The sequence below is a fragment of the Propionivibrio sp. genome, assembly GCF_049316945.1.
GTDB lineage: Bacteria > Pseudomonadota > Gammaproteobacteria > Burkholderiales > Rhodocyclaceae > Propionivibrio.
This window is the reverse complement of sequence record NZ_JBMOJE010000033.1, coordinates 25,811-41,724: the sequence shown is the minus strand read 5'-3', so window position 1 is coordinate 41,724 and position 15,914 is coordinate 25,811. Positions and strand designations below refer to the sequence as shown.

Below are 15,914 nucleotides of genomic sequence, written 5' to 3'. Positions count from 1 at the left end.
TCTTCATCCTGGTCGGCGCCCGGGTTTTCTCACTCACTTTCTACGCGGTCGATGGCCACCGCTGGGTCGAGCATCTTCTGAGCGACCTGCCCGGCGGCCAGATCGGTTTCCTGATCGTGACCAACATCCTGATTTTCCTGCTCGCCTTCTTCCTCGATTTCTTCGAACTGTCGTTCATCGTCGTTCCCTTGCTCGGGCCGGTTGCCGACAAACTGGGCATCGACCTGATCTGGTTCGGCGTGTTGCTCGCGGTGAATATGCAGACTTCGTTCATGCATCCGCCGTTCGGTTTCGCGCTCTTCTACCTGCGTTCGGTGGCACCGCCGACGATCAAGACGACGGACATTTACTGGGGCGCCATTCCCTTCGTCTGCATCCAGATCATCATGATCGGGCTGGTGATCATGTTCCCGCAGATGGTGACGTTTGGCTTGACCAAGGATGTGAAGGTCGATCTCGATTCAGTGCAGATCGAAATGCCGTCCTCGGACTACGGCGGATCTTCGACGGCGCCGGGCCAGGAAAGCACGCCGGCAAGTACGGTAACTGCGGAAGAAGCGGCCAACAAAGCGATCATGGATTCGATGAAGGGTCCGGCGAAATAAGCGGTGAGGGTGGTTAGGCCTTAACACCTACCGCAGAGGCACAGAGGCGCAGAGGAACCCCATTGTTTTTATAGGTTTTCTCTGCGTAACCTCTGCGGCTCTGCATTTCCTTCGGTCACCTTTGCGCCTCTGCGGTGGATTTTGAACTTTGCACAGGATATTCGGGGGCGCTTCCAGCCATTCGTGGCATCTCTGCTTCCGTTTATTCTGGCGCATATGGCTCGCAGCCCTTATGGATAGGCGATCTACAGGTGGTATGCTCGAAGAAGCACGTATTCATTGGCTCTCCTGAACTGCACGTGGTAGATGACCTGTTTGAGCGGCGTCCAGAGGTGCTTGTTGAGTATAACCTCAGCAAAGCAAACGGGAGCAAGTGCTCCCGTTTGCTTTGCTGAGAAGCCGGAAAACCGGCCTCTGATCAATCCGAGTTTATCGCTTGCTAAACATATAGTTTGAATAAGCACCTTCGGCGACTCGGTGCCACAGGTTCTGGTCGTCCATGAATTTCTTGTAGTCGTCGTAGACCTTCTTGAACTCGGCGTTGGTCGCCGAAGTTTCTGCGTAAAGTTCCATGGCCGCCTTGTAACAGGCATCCATGACCTCTTTAGGGAACTGGCGAAGCTGCGTGCCGGAACCGACCAGTTGCTTGAGCGCCGTCGGATTCTTGGCGTCGTATTTTGACATCATGTCGACGTGGGCATCGGCACAGGCGAGTTGCAGAATGGCCTGGTATTCCTTCGGCAGTTCGGCAAACTTCTTGGCGTTGACGTAAGCCGATATCTGCGGGCCACCCTCCCACCAGCCGGGGTAGTAGTAAAACTTGGCCACCTTGTTGAAGCCGAGCTTCTGGTCGTCGTAAGGGCCAACCCATTCGGCGGCGTCGATCGTGCCTTTTTCCAGCGCCGGATAAATGTCGCCGCCGGGAATCTGCTGCGGAACAGCGCCAAGCTTGGAAAGGACAGCGCCAGCAAAGCCGCCAACCCGAATTTTCAGGCCATTCAAATCGGCGACCGTCTTGATTTCCTTGCGGAACCAGCCGCCCATCTGCGTACCGGTGTTGCCACAGGGAATCGGGATGATATTGACTTTGGCGAAAAAATCACCCATCAGCTTGGTGCCATTGCCGTAGCGGAACCAGGCGTCCATCTGCCGGTTGGTCATGCCGAAAGGAATCGCGCAGTCAAAGGCGTACGTCGGATCCTTGCCGAAAAAATAGTAGGAGACGGTGTGCCCCATTTCAACTGTGTTGTCCTTGACCGCATCAAGCACGCCGGGACCCGGAACAATTTCGCCTGCAGCAAACACCTGAATCTGGAACTTGCCGCCAGTGGCCTCGGAAACGCGCTTGGCCATGTGTTCGGCGCCACCATAGATGGTGTCAAGACTCTTCGGGAAACTGGAAGCCAGGCGCCACTTGATGGTCGGGGCATTCTGGGCAATCGCGGGCATCGCAACGGCGCCGGCTGCCAGGCCGACACTTGCTTTTTTCAAAAATGAACGTCTTTCCATGTTTCATCTCCTCTTTTGGTTTGATTGCAGTAAGCCTGCTGATTATATCCTGTGAAATCATTTATGTAATGAAGAACTTATAAGGTACTCTTGGTGTTTCGCTTGTTAGTGCTTCAACTTCATCAATAGGCCACCATGCTCTGGGTCAGACTATTCCTGCCGTTCGCCGGCGCCTATTTCCTCTCTTACCACTTCCGCACTGCCAATGCAGTGATCGGCCCGGTGCTGAGTGCCGAACTTTCGCTTGGAGCGGCCGATCTCGGCCTCCTGACCAGCGCCTATTTTCTGGCCTTCGGCGCTGCCCAGTTGCCGCTTGGCGTGCTGCTCGACCGCTTTGGCGCGCGCCGGGTCGAATCAGTGCTGCTGCTGATCGCCGCCGCCGGTGCCGCCGTCTTTGCCTGTGGCGAGGGAATTGGCACGCTAGCTATTGGCAGAGGATTGATCGGCCTGGGTGTCTCGGCCTGTCTGATGGCTTCGTTCAAGTCTTTTTCGCAGTGGTTTCCGCTGGAAAAACAGGCTTCGCTGACTGGCTGGATCATGACTTCGGGCACGCTCGGTGCCTTGGCTGCCTCGGCTCCGCTCGATGCCGCGCTGCACGTCGCCACCTGGCGCGAGATATTTTTCGTCCTCTCCGGCTTGACCCTGGCAACGGCTGCCTGGGTGTTTTTCAGCGTACCCGACAAGCCGGGTAGCCCTCGCCCCGAGCCACTGTCCGCGCAACTGACTGGCGTCAGTCAGGTGTTGGCCAGCCGGCATTTCTGGCGTTTCGCACCGCTCGGCTTCGCCCTTATCGGCGGCTTCATGGCCGTACAAAGCCTGTGGTCGAGCGCCTGGCTGATTCACGTCAATGGCTATTCACGCTCGCAGGCGGCCAATCATCTGGCGGCCATGAGCACGGCGATGGTGGCGGCCTACCTCCTGATCGGGTTGTTGGCGACTTGGCTCGCCCGTCGCGGTATCGGGCCAAACCATTTACTCAGCGGCGGTATGGCGATGTCCCTGCTGACCATGCTGTTGATCATTACGCAGGCTGCTGAGCAGCACTATCTATTGTGGATAGCCTACGGGGTGTTTTCGAGCTTCGGCACGCTGGCTTACCCGCAGATGTCCGCCGGATTCCCGGTCGCGCTTTCGGGGCGAGCCAACGCGACCTTCAACCTGATGGTATTTATCGGTGCCTTCGGCCTGCAATGGGGAATGGGAGTGCTGATCGATCTGCTCCAGGCCAGCGGGTACAGCATTGAAATTGCGCACCGTGACGCCTTTGCCTTTTTATTTGCCGTGCAGGCGGCGGCCTATGCCTGGCTGCTGATCAGCGGAAGACGGGCAGGCACCAAGACGAGCTAGGGGCGCGAGTCAAGGTAAATTTGTTCTAACGCTAACTCATTGATTTACCGTCATTCCGGGCTTGACCCGGAATCTGACCGAAGGAAATGTGCCCCGCAGGAAATACCCTTGGGGTGCAGAGCCAGTTCGTTTATCAAACAGGTCTTTTAACATCTTGATCAGATGGGCGAATCTGGATACCGGCCTTCGCCGGTATGACGGAGGATGGTTAGAACAAATTTACCCTGGGCCGTGCGTGGAGCACGGCGACAAGATCGGTGACATGCGCCAGATCGCTTACGCACCCGCTCTGCTCCGTGCGCAGGTAGACGTTGCGCGCCAGATTGCGCAGTCGCCAGATGATCTCGTCGAGCATAAGGCTGGTTTTGCCCATGCAGGCCGGGTCGTTTTCCAGTGCCTGAATTTGTGAAAACTCATAGACACCGGTTGCCCGCAGGCTCTTGTCGATGCGGCGTATCGTATTCAGTGCGAATCCGCCAACACTGGCAAGGTGTTTGGTTGGCCCGGTGCTGGACAGTGCCTCGGCCAGCAGGCGAGCCGCCCTGAGCTGTTGCAGGGTCGGCAATACCCGCTCCGCGAAATTGCCGGAAACGGCGGGTGCGCCGACTTGGTCGAGAAGCTCAAGCGCCCGGGTGATGAAGGTAACGGCAGGCAGCGGAAATTCATCGGGAACGATGTGCAGGGCAACTGCCACCCGTTCGCCGAGGCCTGCGGCATACCCAGAGTCACACCCCGAGTCGTTACGCATGACGATGGCCGATACTGAATCGGCAACACCGATCAGCTTGCCCAGCGAACTGATATTCGCTCCGGTCACCTGGAACGGATAACCGCTGCCGTCCTGTCGCTCATGATGCTGCAGAACACAGTCGGTAACGGACTGCGGCAAGTCGGTGAACTCCTTGAGAAAAACCCGTCCGACACAGGGGTGCACGACCCTATGTTTCCATTCGGCCGGTTGCAATACGCGGTTGCCGTCCAGATACTCAGGTGCGGTATATATTTGGCCGAAGTCGTAAACCAGTGCCGAAAGAATCAGCAATTCTGCATCACGATCATTCAGGCCGACACCGTCGGCAAGACCGGAGCAAATGATCATTCCGGCCAAGCGGCTGGTGTAGCTTCTCTTGTCGTGCTCTCTGGCCGCCGTGAGCAGCAACTTGACCGGCCCGGGCAGGGGCAGATTGCCTGCCCCGCGCAAGGCCTTTCTTGCCGCGTTCATCCCCCCCAGTACCTCAAGTGCCGGGTTCGCTTTCATTAACTCGAAGCAATCATCAACGATGCTTTTCAGCGATACCCCGCACAAAACATCCAGGCTGACTTCCAAGGGCTGTTGCAAACGCCGCCCCAGCATCCTCCGCTCAAACAGTCTGGTGGCAGGGACTCCCTTGGCCCACAATGTTTCTCCACTTTGATCAAGAATATCGCTGGAAGCCACCACTTCCATCTCGTCAGACAAGTGAACAATGCTCTCCAGCCAGTGAGGATTCACCGCAAGGAAAGCATTCCTCGCATTCGTGACAATTTCAACACCATCTCTCGTGTCCGACATAGATCGCTCCCTGCTTCCACTGCCATCCGGTATTCCCCCACAGGCTGACACCACGACGCATGCCGAGGAATAAAACCAGATACTCTCAAAATCCGGAGAACAAGGAAATCCGTAGTTTCTGCTGAATACTGCGGATACTACGTAGGCGCTCTGGCACTCTCGTTGGCTACCAGAACGCCTGATCGACCTTCAGTAACGAACCCGAACCGCCGTCTTTACGCAGCAAAACACCTGCCGGGTGGATTCAAACAACAACCCGACCATCGGTTTTGCAAAGCGCAAAAGACGCATCTTTCGCGCCGAGATCAAATTACCAACTACCTTTGTTACGCAAGGATTTCAGGATCAATGCTTCGACACCTGCACAGGTGCCTGCGTCTCATACAGGCCTGAAATCACAGCAAAACATCCATCCAGAGGGCAATTACGTCCCGGCGGACATCCATGCTCAAACGCACACTCCCGTTGCGTTTGATCAGTCAGCACTAACGTGTGTTCAGCTTCGCACCGTCCAATTGGGGAATCAAAGTAGCTCATGATGTACTCCTTTCAAATATCACACTACCAGTATAGGCACCCCAAAAACCATATTCAATGTCATGAAAAAGGGAGGCTGTAAGGCAAATTCCTTTGCGCCTCACACCTCCCAAAAAATACTCAAAAACCATACACCAATCACTAACATCACTGAAAAACAACGAACCAAAACCCTTGCGTCCCCTACAAACAACCCGTCAGCGAACCAAACCCTGAACTCTTTCAATCACGCCTGCGAGCCGAAGCATCAACAGCTTTCGGCTTACGTTCTGACGCATGCATATCGGCAAAATATCCCGCCAATGGACAATAACGACCAACCGGACATTCATGCTCTTCAGCACATTGCTCCTGCGTTTGATCAATCAGAACCATCGCATGAGCCTCTTCACAGCGACCAATCGGGGAATCCAAATAGCTCATGGCAATCTCCTTACAAAATTCCACAAACCCACTATAGACCGTGCTGCAAGAGCATTCAATGTCATCAAAATAGGGGGTGTGAGCAGAGACTTGCTGCTTCTGCCGATACCATGAATCTGCAACAATATCTTCGAAAATCCGAAGTGGCTATCTGCTTATTCCAGGGCGGACAGCGAATCGAGACGTCGCTGCTGCTGCGATTGGTCTCAATCCTTGCGGGTCCTCAAGTGAGAAACTGGCTACTTTTCGAAGACGTAAGTGCCGGGTGCCGGGCCGAGATCAGGATAGGAAGCCGCCTTTGGATCAAGCGGCGACACCATCGGCCCGCATTGCGGCGAGAGCCAGGCCAGCCAGTCCTCCCACCACGACCCCGGCTTTTTCTCGGCACGCACGAACCAGTGTTCGTAATGCTCGTTACGTTCGGGTTCGGCCACCCAGAAACTGCGCTTCGGCGGATTGACGACCGGGTTGACGATGCCAAGAATGTGGCCAGACGTGGACAGAACAAAACGCACCCGTGCCTTGACGTTGATGTACTTGCGGATACGGTAGGACTGGTGCCAGGGCACGATGTGATCGTCTTCGGCGCTCACCGCATAGAGCGGCTGACTGATGCGATCCAGGTCGATCGGCTCGCCGGCGATGGTCAGCGCATCGCGCTTCATCAGGTTGTTGTGCAGGTACATCTGGCGCAGGTAGAACGAGTGCATCGCCGCCGGCATGCGGGTGGTGTCCATATTCCAGAACAGCACGTCAAAAGCCGGCAACGGCTCGCCAAACAGATAACTCTTCTCGAAGTAATGCCAGACCAGGCTGTTCGAGCGCAACAGGCGGAAACTCGATGCCATGTCGTCACCGTCGAGATAGCCGACTTGCGTCATCTTCTCCTCAAGCGCACGAATGGCACCCTCGTCGATGAATACGTCAATGTCGCCGGGTTTGGAGAAATCGGTCAGCGTGGTAAACAGTGTCCAGTGCGCCACCGGCGTTTCGTTCTCGCCATAGTGTCGATTGGCCCAGGCCAGGTAGGTTGCCACCAGCGTACCGCCAATGCAGTAGCCGGCCAGATGCACCTGCTGCACCTGGCACAGATCGCACACTTTATGGACTACCTGATCGACGCCCTCGCTCAGGTAGTCATCGAAACCGATATCGGACATCTCGGCGGTCGGGTTTTTCCAACTGGTGATGAACACGCTGTACCCCTGGTCGGTCAGGTACTTGACCATGCTCTTTTTCGGCGTCAAATCGAGGATGTAGAACTTGTTGATCCACGGCATGATGATGACGATCGGTGTTTTGTGCACCTTGGCAGTGGTCGGTGTGTAGTGGATCAACTCCAGCATGCGGTTGCGAAAAACCACCCGCCCAGGCGTGGTCGCCAAATCAGTGCCGACCTTGAACGCATCGGCTTCGACCATCAGGATGTTTTTCGCATCGACATCGCGCATAAGGTTCTTCCAGCCTTTTGTCAGGCTTTCTCCATTGGTCTCGACGTACTTTTTCAGGGCCAGCGGGTTGGTGAAAAAGAAATTGGTCGGCGCCATCGCATTGAGCCACTCCCGGACCCAGAAAGCAGCGCGCCGGCGCTCCTTCTCGGAAAGACCGGGCGTTTCGAAAAGCATGTCTTCGAGCCGGCGAGTGAAGGCAAGATACGATTCCTTGATGATGTCCCAGGTCGGTTCTACGTTCCAGACCGGATCGGCAAAGCGTGCATCATCAGCATTCGGTTTGATCACATCCTGAGCCGGCATGCCGAAGGCACGGCGCATGAGGTGCGTCTGCAAGGCCAGCGCATCGCCTGACATCCCGCTGATGGCGCGCGACAACTCCTGTGGATGCATCAGCCACGCCACCTGTGCATTGAGTATTGAAGTCGTCACGCCAAAGGGATCGAGACGTTGCTGAAGCTTGGTCATCAAACCCTCATAGGTACTGAAACCCGTCAGGTCTAGACTGGAAGCCCCTTTTTCAGTAGAACCGAAACTGCTCATGACCGACTCCTTGTAAATCACAACTTTTTAAATATAGACCCTGAAATAACGGGATTCAATTTCATGAAGGCGGTGGTTGCAGGAATTGTGGCCTTGAGTCGAGTGCCGTTTGACCGTGCTTACTCTGCCCGATGCCAGGCTTGAAGGGTGGCATCGAGCGCAACGAACGATTTGCCCGACGGCGAATCCGTTCTGCTACAGGCTGCAAGGCCCATCAACCTAACCGGTCTAAAAACCTCACCACAAAGGTGAGCAACTGAGGTTTTCAGGATCAAAATTCGAGTGGATCAACCTCCAGATGCCAGCGCAGGCGAGAGGGCGCCTTGATGGCAGCGAGCGCGACACCCCACTCGCTGAGGAAGGCTTGCAGAGCTCGCCGCGATGGCGACTCGATCAGCAATTGCGCACGCTCCAGGTTGGCGCGGCGCGCCAGACGCATCGGCACCGGATCGTAGAGCATCACTTCGGCATGCGCCGCAAGCGGCGGCCAGGCACGCGCCGCTGCCAGAAAAGCCAGGGAATCGGCAATCTGTGGCGCCTCGGCGCGCAGCATGGCCTGGTAGGTGTAGGGCGGAAAGCCGGCCTGCTCGCGCTCCTTGAGTTGCTCGTTGGCGAAGCCCGGGTAGTCGTGACGAACCAGCGAGGCGAACAGCGGATGGTCGGGAAACTGCGTCTGGATCAACACTTCGCCCGGCAGCTCGGCACGCCCGGCACGCCCGGCCACCTGCATCAACTGGGCGAACAAGCGTTCGGGCGCGCGCCAGTCGGAAGCGAACAGCGCGGCATCGGCACCGAGGGCGCCCACCAGCGTCAGTTTCGGGAAGTCGTGGCCCTTGGCCAGCATCTGGGTGCCGACCAGGATGTCGGCCTCGCCACCGTGAATCTTTTCAACCAGCACTTCCCACTGCTTGCGGCTTTTGGCCGAATCGCGGTCGACGCGCAGGATGCGCGCTTGCGGGAAACGCAGGGCCAGCACTTCTTCGAGCCGCTGGGTGCCGCGCCCGAAAGGCAGGATGTCCTGATTGCCGCAACTTGGACAGGCTTTCGGGACACGGCTTTCAAAGCCGCAGTGGTGGCAGCGCAGGCGGCTATCAGCCAGATGCAGGACGAGATTGGCGGCGCAACGCGTGCAGTGTGAAATCCAGCCGCAGTTAGTGCACGCCAGCACCGGCGCATAGCCGCGACGGTTGAGGAAGACCAGGCTCTGTTCGCCGCGCAGCAGACGCATTTCAATGGCCAGCAGCAGGGCACCGGACAGTCCGTCCTGCAATTTCTCCAGCCGGGTATCGATGCGTTGAACAGTCGGCAGGCGGGCATTTTCGACGGCCCGTTCATGCAGCGTCAGCAGCGTGTAGCGGGCCGGTGTGCGGCGGTCGGTGGCGTTCGCCCAGCTTTCCAGCGACGGCGTGGCCGAGCCGAGCACAATCGGCACGCCGCGTTCGCGGGCGCGGAAGACAGCGACGTCGCGCGCCGAGTAGCGCATTCCGTCCTGTTGCTTGAATGAGGAATCGTGCTCTTCATCGACGACGATCAGGCCAAGGTCCGGCAGCGGCGTAAAGATGGCCAGGCGCGTGCCGAGCACAATGCGCGCCGTGCCTTCCAGCGCTGCTCGCCAGTTGCGCGACCGCGCCGCCTCGGTCAGCTCGCTGTGCAGGCTGACCAGTCCGGCGCCCGGGAAGCGCGCAGCTACGCGGGCTTCAAGTTGTGGCGTCAGGTTGATTTCCGGCACCAATAGCAGCACCTGCTGCTTGGCCAGCAGCGCACGTTCGACCAGGCGCAGGTAGACCTCGGTCTTGCCGCTGCCGGTCACGCCGTGCAGCAGATAGGCACGAAAGCCTGTGCCACCATCGGCTATTGTCGCCAGTGCCACCTGTTGCTCGGCCGTCAGTTCGGGCGGCTCATGCGGCGGTGGCAGTTTCTGGGTGTGCTGGCGGGTGCGCGCCTTGGGCGGATCAATACGGCGCAGGCCGGCCGGTAGCGTTGACAGCATGACTTGGCCGAGCGGCGCCTGATAATAGGCGGAACAGAATTCGTTGAGGCGAAACCAGTCCGCCGGCAAGGCGGGAAGGTCGCGCAGCACGGCTTCGATCGATTTAAGCTGGGCGACGGGGAAATCGCTGGACGGCGGAAGGTCGACGACGATGCCGATTCTCGATTTTGTGCCAAAGGGAACACGAACCCGAAGGCCGACATCGGCCGCCGATAATTGCTCGCCTTCAGGAACGAGGTAGTCAAAAAAACGATGCAGCGGAACATCGAGTGCGACACGGGCTATCTGCATGCTGACCTGTCGATTACCTTTGAAATAAATTCAGCGAACGCTTACGGGCATGGCTTTGAAAGGCGCACCAAATTACGAAAGTCATGCCCGTTCCCCTCACCCCCGACCCCTCTCCCAGAAGGCGAGGGGAGGTTCGAGAGTCGCTAGCGCGACTTCAACGCAAATTTGAAAAAGGTTCAGTTAGCTTGCGAAGCTCGCGTCGGTTCTGTAAAAGCGGCGTAACTCATTAACTTGTTGATGTATTCGTACTTGTGCACATTTTCTGTGGATAAGTCTGTGGATCAATCCACAAGTAGCGGTCCAAAGACCCTCGCTGTAAGGAGTATCTTACTGTGCCACAAAATAAGGCACAAAAATTATTCATATAAATCAATAAGATAAAACTAAGTCCATGATTATGAAAGGACTTGTAACTGTTTGTTACAGCGAGCCAATTTCTGTGCATAAGTCAACACGAATGTTGAAAATAGTTTATTTATTTATACGCAGGATTTTGCTGTAATCATGCACCGTCTCAACCAGTGCGGTTACATGCTCTGGCGGAGTAAATTGCGAAATGCCATGGCCAAGATTAAAAACGTGGCCGGTATTGCCGGGTCCATAGCTGTCGAGGACTTTTTTCGCTTCGCTTGCAATCTTGTCGGGCGAAGCGAAGAGCACGTTGGGGTCGAGGTTGCCCTGCAAGCTTACCTTGTGGCCGACACGGCGGCGCGCTTCGCCAATGTCGATGGTCCAGTCGAGGCCGACGGCGTCGCAGCCGATGTCGGCAATGGACTCCAGCCACAACCCGCCACCCTTGGTGAAAACGATCGACGGAATGCGTTCGCCGTCTTTTTCCTTGATCAGGCCGGCGATGATGCGCTGCATGTACTGTAGCGAAAACTCGGGATACGCCGCCGCCGAAAGGCCGCCGCCCCAGGAGTCGAAAATCATCACGGCCTGGGCGCCTGATTCGATCTGGGCATTCAGGTAAGCAATCACGGCGTCTGCGGTTACCGACAGGATTCGGTGCATCAGATCCGGCCGGTCGTAGATCATCGTCTTGACGTGGCGATAATCACTGCTCGAAGCGCCCTCGACCATGTAACAGGCCAGCGTATAAGGGCTTCCCGAGAAGCCGATCAAGGGCACCGAATTGTCGAGCGCACGGCGGATTTCGGAAACGCCATCCATCACGTAGCGCAAGTGCTCGTAGGGATCGGGCGCGGTCAGGTCGCGAATCGCCCATTCCTCGCGTAGCGGGCGCTCGAATTTCGGTCCTTCGCCCTCGGTGAAATAAAGCCCCAGCCCCATGGCGTCGGGCACGGTCAGGATGTCGGAGAAGAGGATGGCCGCATCAAGGTCGTAGCGGGTGAGCGGTTGCAGCGTTACTTCGCAGGCCATCGAAGGGTTCTTGCACAACTGCAGGAAGCTGCCGGCGCGTTTGCGCGTTTGGCAGTATTCGGGCAGGTAACGACCGGCCTGGCGCATCAGCCAGATCGGCGTGTGGTCGGTGGGCTCTTTGAGCAGGGCACGCAGGAAGTTGTCGTTGCGGGGTCGGGTCACGTTATCTCTGCCAAAGAGTGGAAGAAAGGCGAATAGAAGGCAAATACGCGCCGGAAGCGCCAATTATCCCGTGTTCGCCGCGCCAGCGCCACCGGGGCTTCCCACTATTGGAGTTGGCGGTGTCCGAAGGATGGGCTAAAAGGAACTAAAGGAATGGAAATTTCCAGGACTGAAAATCGCTCAGAGGCTGTGAAAAAATACCTAGCCCCCACCGCAAAGGCGCAAAGGAGCAAAGGTTTCGCAAAGAAAATATTTGTAAACAATGGGGTTACTCTGCCCCACGGGATTTGCTTCGCGGCACGTTTTCTTTGCCACTTTGCGCCTTTGCGGTGGATTTTTTTATTTTTCACGGGCTCTCAGACCTGAAAATTCTGCGCCGAACCAACAATAGCAAGCCCAAGCCCGGCATAATTGCTGCGCGCAATGATTGCCGTAACCACGAAATCAGATCGAAACCACAGAACAAAAAAAATGTGAGTTCGCCACCTATTATTGTTTCAATCGACCGACCTGTAAGTCGGCCATTTTCAGGGAGTGAATAATGTTCGGATTGGGAGATTGGGGGGTTAGCCTGGCTTTTCTGCTGACGCTGGGCTCGACCGCGTTTTGCGTGCTCTATGGCCTGGTCAACTGGAACAAGCCAGGTCACGAGGAAGAGATCAGGGAGATCGCCGAAGAAGAAGAATGGGAAAAGAGGGAAAACCAATGAACCCCACCGTTATCATTGCCACGCTGGTTTTCCTCGGGATTACGGCGGGTCTGGGCTATCTCGGCTATATCCAGACGACGAGTTCGAAGGATTACCTGCTCGCCGGAGGCAAGGCCCACCCGGTCATCATGGCCATTTCCTACGGTTCGACCTTCATCTCGACGGCGGCCATCGTCGGCTTCGGCGGTGCGGCCTCCAAGTTCGGCCTGGGGATTCTCTGGCTGACCGTGCTCAACATTATCATTGGAATTTTCATCGCCTTTGTCGTCTTCGGCAAGCGCACCCGGGGCATGGGGCACAAGCTCGACGCGCATACCTTTCCGGAATTCCTCGGCAAGCGCTTTGAATCGAAATTCCTGCAAGTCGCCTCGGCGGCGCTGATCTTCATTGCCATGCCGCTCTATGCCGGCGCCGTGATGCTCGGCGGCGTCAGTTTCCTGACCGTCGCCCTCGGGCTGTCGCAGTCGATGGCGCTGCTGACCATCGTCATCATCGTCGGCCTCTACGTGATGATGGGCGGCATGAAAGGCGTCTTATATACCGATGCTTTCCAGGGCGGGGTGATGGTTGTCGGCATGGTCATCCTGCTCTGGTTCACCTACAGCGCGCTCGGCGGCGTGGTGCCGGCGCATGAGCAATTGACGGCGCTGGTCGACAAGGTGCCGGCGCCGTGGGTCGAGCAGGGGCATCGCGGCTGGACGTCAATGCCTGCGGCCTTCTCGCCGCTCTGGTGGACGCTGATTTCGACCATCGTACTGGGCGTCGGCATCGGCGTTCTCGCCCAGCCGCAGCTCGTTGTCCGTTTCATGACCGTGAAGAGCGACCGCGACTTGAATCGCGGCGTCGTCATCGGCGCCATTTTCATCATGCTGATGACCGGGGTTTCCTACATCGTCGGCGCGCTATCCAACGTCTTCTTCCTCGCCGCGACCGGCAAGGTGGCGATCGCGGCGGCCGGTTCGCCGGACAACGTCATCCCGCTGTTCATCAAGGACAACCTGCCCGAGTGGTATACGGCCGTGTTCATGATCACTTTGCTGTCGGCGGCGATGTCCACCTTGAGCTCGCAGTTCCACACCATGGGTTCGGCCATCGGTCACGACATCATGGAAAAAGGCATGGGCATCAAGTCGGCGAAGCCGGTTCGCATCATGCGCGTGGCGATGGTCGTGGCCATCCTGATCACCACCCTGACCGCGCATTTCCTGCCCAGTTTCTTCAAGGATGGGGCGACGATCATCGTGAACGGCACTTCGTTGTTCTTCGGCCTGTGCGCGGGCAGCTTCCTGGCCATCTACGGATTGGGGCTGTACTGGAAAGGACTGACCCGGGCCGGCGCGGTCAGCGGCTTCCTGAGCGGGTTGCTGGTCAGTCTGCTAGTGCTGTTCTTTGTCTTCGAGAAAGTTTCCAGGCCGCTGGGCTTGTCCAGCCTGTTCTTCGGCGTTCCCTCGCTGGCCGCCGGAACGCCCTTCAAGGACATCGATCCGCTGGTCTATGCGGTACCGGTATCGCTGCTGTTTACGGTTGTCGTCAGCTTCTTCTCAGAGAAACTGAGCGCCGTGCATCTGGCGACCTGCTTCCCGGAGAAATGACAACTTATGTACTGGGAAAAAGAGTTAGAGATTCTTGAGCGGAAAAGCCTGGAAAAGCTTCAGCTTGAGCGCTTGCAGAAGACGCTGCGCCAGGCCGAAAATTCACCGCACTACGGAAGAATCCCGGAAATCAGCCGCTTCGCTGAATCCGGGATGACGTCGATCGAGCAGATTCGCGAGCTCCCCTTCACCACCAAGGAGGAAATGAGGAACGACTTTCCCTGGGGCTTTCTTGCGGCGGATAAACGGGACGTAGTCCGGTTGCACAGTTCGAGCGGCACCACCGGCAACCCCACCGTCGTCTATCACAACCAGCACGATCTCGACAGCTGGGCGAACCTGATGGCGCGTTCGCTGTTTGCCGCCGGCGTACGCGATAGCGATGTATTCCAGAACATCTGTGGCTATGGATTATTTACCGGCGGCCTCGGCTTCCAGTATGGCGTCGAGAAGCTCGGCTGCCTGAGCATTCCGGCCGGAGCTGGAAACAGCCTGCGCCAGATCAAGCTGATGCGCGATTTCGGAACCAGCGTGGCGCACGCCATTCCCAGCTATCTGGGGCGCTTGCTCGACGTGTTCAAGGAAGAAGGGCTCGATCCGCGCCAGGACACGCAACTGCATACGCTGGTAATAGGCGCCGAACCGCACAGCGAAGAGCACCGGCGGCGCATCGAAGAAATGTTTGGCGTCAAAGCCTACAACTCCTTTGGCCTGTCCGAGATGAATGGACCGGGTGTCGCTTTCGAATGCACCGAACAGAACGGTTTGCACATCTGGGAAGATGCCTTTGTTGTCGAAATCATCGATCCCAAGACGCTGCAGCCGGTTGCCGAAGGCGAAATCGGTGAGCTGGTGATGACCACCCTCGACCGCCAGGCGATGCCGGTCATCCGCTATCGGACACGCGATCTGACGCGCTTCCTGCCCGGCCAATGCAAATGCGGGCGCACTCACCGCCGGATCGACCGGATCAGCGGGCGTTCGGATGATATGTTCATCATCAAGGGATGTAATGTTTTCCCGATGCAGATTGAAGGCGTACTGATGAAGCTGCCCGAAGTCGGCGACGATTACCGGATCACGCTGGATACGATTGACGATCAGGACGAAATGGTTGTCGAAGTTGAAGTGAAAAAGGAGTGGTTCAAGGGCGATCTGGCGTTTCTCGACCGGCTGCAGCGACATCTCACCCGCCTCATTCGCGACGAGGTGCTGGTGCGGCCGCTGATCAAGCTCGTCGAGCCGGGATCAATCCCGAAATCGGAGGGCAAAGCCGTGCGGGTTTTTGATCAGCGTAACAAGCAGGGGTTGCGGGAAGGCCAAAAATGACCTATCAGGTTTCAATTTTTCTCGAAAACAAGCTCGGACACCTCGAAAAGGTGACCGCGGTATTGAAGCAAGCCCAGATCAATATCCGTTCCATCCACCTTAACCACACCGCTAACGGCTGGGGCATCTTGAATCTCGTCGTCTCCAACCCGGAGTTGGCGCAGCAGGTGCTTAATGAAAACGGAATGACGGCGGCGCTGCGCGAGATTGTCGTGGTGCAAATGGCCGACAAACCTGGCGGCCTCGACGAACTGCTGAAAGATATCGTCAAAGCCGGCGTCAATTTCGCCAATGCCTACGGACGGGCAGTCAATGAGGGCGACAGCGCTTACTTCGTGATTGACATTCAGGACATTCCTGAGGCCAGAGAGAAGCTCGGGAAGGTTGGCCTCGAGATTGTTGCGGATGCGCTGGTGTACGGCGCTTAGCCCCCCCCACACCGCAAAGGCGCAAAGGAGCAAAGGTTTCGCAAAGAAATACTTTCCAAACAA

At 57.1% G+C, this 15,914-nt stretch carries 12 protein-coding genes; 6 read left to right on the top strand and 6 right to left on the bottom strand.

All coding sequences use genetic code 11. From position 1 onward, the window contains the following. Positions 1-605, top strand: a 605-nt coding sequence (locus tag ACOYNV_RS09835; protein ID WP_422899588.1) for a TRAP transporter large permease subunit, incomplete at its 5' end; no start/stop codon positions are given. 429 nt (positions 606-1,034) lie between these two features. Here ACOYNV_RS09835 and ACOYNV_RS09830 read toward each other — a convergent pair. Further along, a complete protein-coding gene (locus ACOYNV_RS09830) occupies positions 1,035-2,114 on the bottom strand; it encodes a TRAP transporter substrate-binding protein (protein WP_422899587.1) in 1,080 nt (359 codons plus the stop codon). 135 nt (positions 2,115-2,249) lie between these two features. Between ACOYNV_RS09830 and ACOYNV_RS09825 the strand changes: the two genes are divergently transcribed. Continuing rightward, a complete protein-coding gene (locus ACOYNV_RS09825; RefSeq protein ID WP_422899586.1) occupies positions 2,250-3,461 on the top strand; it encodes an MFS transporter in 1,212 nt (403 codons plus the stop codon). 208 nt (positions 3,462-3,669) lie between these two features. Here the strand turns inward: ACOYNV_RS09825 and ACOYNV_RS09820 are convergent, their stop codons facing one another. The 5 genes from ACOYNV_RS09820 to hemE all read right to left on the bottom strand — a co-directional run bounded on the left by ACOYNV_RS09820 (position 3,670) and on the right by hemE (position 11,793). Further along, positions 3,670-5,013: an HD-GYP domain-containing protein gene (locus ACOYNV_RS09820; protein WP_422899585.1), complete on the bottom strand. Its 1,344-nt coding sequence runs from the start codon at positions 5,011-5,013 to the stop codon at positions 3,670-3,672. Between the two features lie 759 nt (positions 5,014-5,772). Next, positions 5,773-5,973 carry a hypothetical protein gene (locus ACOYNV_RS09815; RefSeq protein ID WP_422899584.1) on the bottom strand — a complete coding sequence of 67 codons (201 nt, stop codon included), beginning with the start codon at positions 5,971-5,973 and terminating at the stop codon, positions 5,773-5,775. A gap of 239 nt (positions 5,974-6,212) precedes the next feature. Beyond that, positions 6,213-7,967 (bottom strand): PHA/PHB synthase family protein, encoded by a 1,755-nt coding sequence (locus tag ACOYNV_RS09810; protein ID WP_422899583.1) that lies wholly within the window; start codon positions 7,965-7,967, stop codon positions 6,213-6,215. A 271-nt stretch (positions 7,968-8,238) separates the two neighbouring features. After that, positions 8,239-10,248: a primosomal protein N' gene (locus tag ACOYNV_RS09805; RefSeq protein WP_422899582.1), complete on the bottom strand. Its 2,010-nt coding sequence runs from the start codon at positions 10,246-10,248 to the stop codon at positions 8,239-8,241. A gap of 471 nt (positions 10,249-10,719) precedes the next feature. After that, positions 10,720-11,793 carry a uroporphyrinogen decarboxylase gene (gene hemE / locus ACOYNV_RS09800; RefSeq protein WP_422899581.1) on the bottom strand — a complete coding sequence of 358 codons (1,074 nt, stop codon included), beginning with the start codon at positions 11,791-11,793 and terminating at the stop codon, positions 10,720-10,722. Positions 11,794-12,334: 541 nt separating this feature from the next. Here hemE and ACOYNV_RS09795 point away from each other — a divergent pair. The 4 genes from ACOYNV_RS09795 to ACOYNV_RS09780 are packed head-to-tail and all read left to right on the top strand — an operon-like array spanning position 12,335 to position 15,851. Beyond that, a complete protein-coding gene (locus ACOYNV_RS09795; RefSeq protein ID WP_422899580.1) occupies positions 12,335-12,502 on the top strand; it encodes a symporter small accessory protein in 168 nt (55 codons plus the stop codon). Next, positions 12,499-14,094, top strand: coding sequence for a sodium:solute symporter family protein (locus ACOYNV_RS09790; RefSeq protein ID WP_422899579.1), 1,596 nt, complete (start codon positions 12,499-12,501; stop codon positions 14,092-14,094). The genes ACOYNV_RS09795 and ACOYNV_RS09790 overlap by 4 nt, the downstream gene beginning before the upstream one ends. 6 nt (positions 14,095-14,100) lie before the next feature. Continuing rightward, positions 14,101-15,423: a phenylacetate--CoA ligase family protein gene (locus tag ACOYNV_RS09785; RefSeq protein ID WP_422899578.1), complete on the top strand. Its 1,323-nt coding sequence runs from the start codon at positions 14,101-14,103 to the stop codon at positions 15,421-15,423. Continuing rightward, positions 15,420-15,851, top strand: coding sequence for a hypothetical protein (locus ACOYNV_RS09780; protein ID WP_422899577.1), 432 nt, complete (start codon positions 15,420-15,422; stop codon positions 15,849-15,851). The genes ACOYNV_RS09785 and ACOYNV_RS09780 overlap by 4 nt, the downstream gene beginning before the upstream one ends. Positions 15,852-15,914 lie beyond the last annotated feature (63 nt).

What these genes read in the sequence shown, in the direction of transcription:
- ACOYNV_RS09830 (WP_422899587.1), bottom strand. Translation starts at nt 2,114, where the DNA reads ATGGAAAGACGTTCATTTTTGAAAAAAGCAAGTGTCGGCCTGGCAGCC.
- ACOYNV_RS09825 (WP_422899586.1), top strand. Translation starts at nt 2,250, where the DNA reads ATGCTCTGGGTCAGACTATTCCTGCCGTTCGCCGGCGCCTATTTCCTC.
- ACOYNV_RS09820 (WP_422899585.1), bottom strand. Translation starts at nt 5,013, where the DNA reads ATGTCGGACACGAGAGATGGTGTTGAAATTGTCACGAATGCGAGGAAT.
- ACOYNV_RS09815 (WP_422899584.1), bottom strand. Translation starts at nt 5,973, where the DNA reads ATGAGCTATTTGGATTCCCCGATTGGTCGCTGTGAAGAGGCTCATGCG.
- ACOYNV_RS09810 (WP_422899583.1), bottom strand. Translation starts at nt 7,967, where the DNA reads ATGAGCAGTTTCGGTTCTACTGAAAAAGGGGCTTCCAGTCTAGACCTG.
- ACOYNV_RS09805 (WP_422899582.1), bottom strand. Translation starts at nt 10,248, where the DNA reads ATGCAGATAGCCCGTGTCGCACTCGATGTTCCGCTGCATCGTTTTTTT.
- ACOYNV_RS09795 (WP_422899580.1), top strand. Translation starts at nt 12,335, where the DNA reads ATGTTCGGATTGGGAGATTGGGGGGTTAGCCTGGCTTTTCTGCTGACG.
- ACOYNV_RS09790 (WP_422899579.1), top strand. Translation starts at nt 12,499, where the DNA reads ATGAACCCCACCGTTATCATTGCCACGCTGGTTTTCCTCGGGATTACG.
- ACOYNV_RS09785 (WP_422899578.1), top strand. Translation starts at nt 14,101, where the DNA reads ATGTACTGGGAAAAAGAGTTAGAGATTCTTGAGCGGAAAAGCCTGGAA.
- ACOYNV_RS09780 (WP_422899577.1), top strand. Translation starts at nt 15,420, where the DNA reads ATGACCTATCAGGTTTCAATTTTTCTCGAAAACAAGCTCGGACACCTC.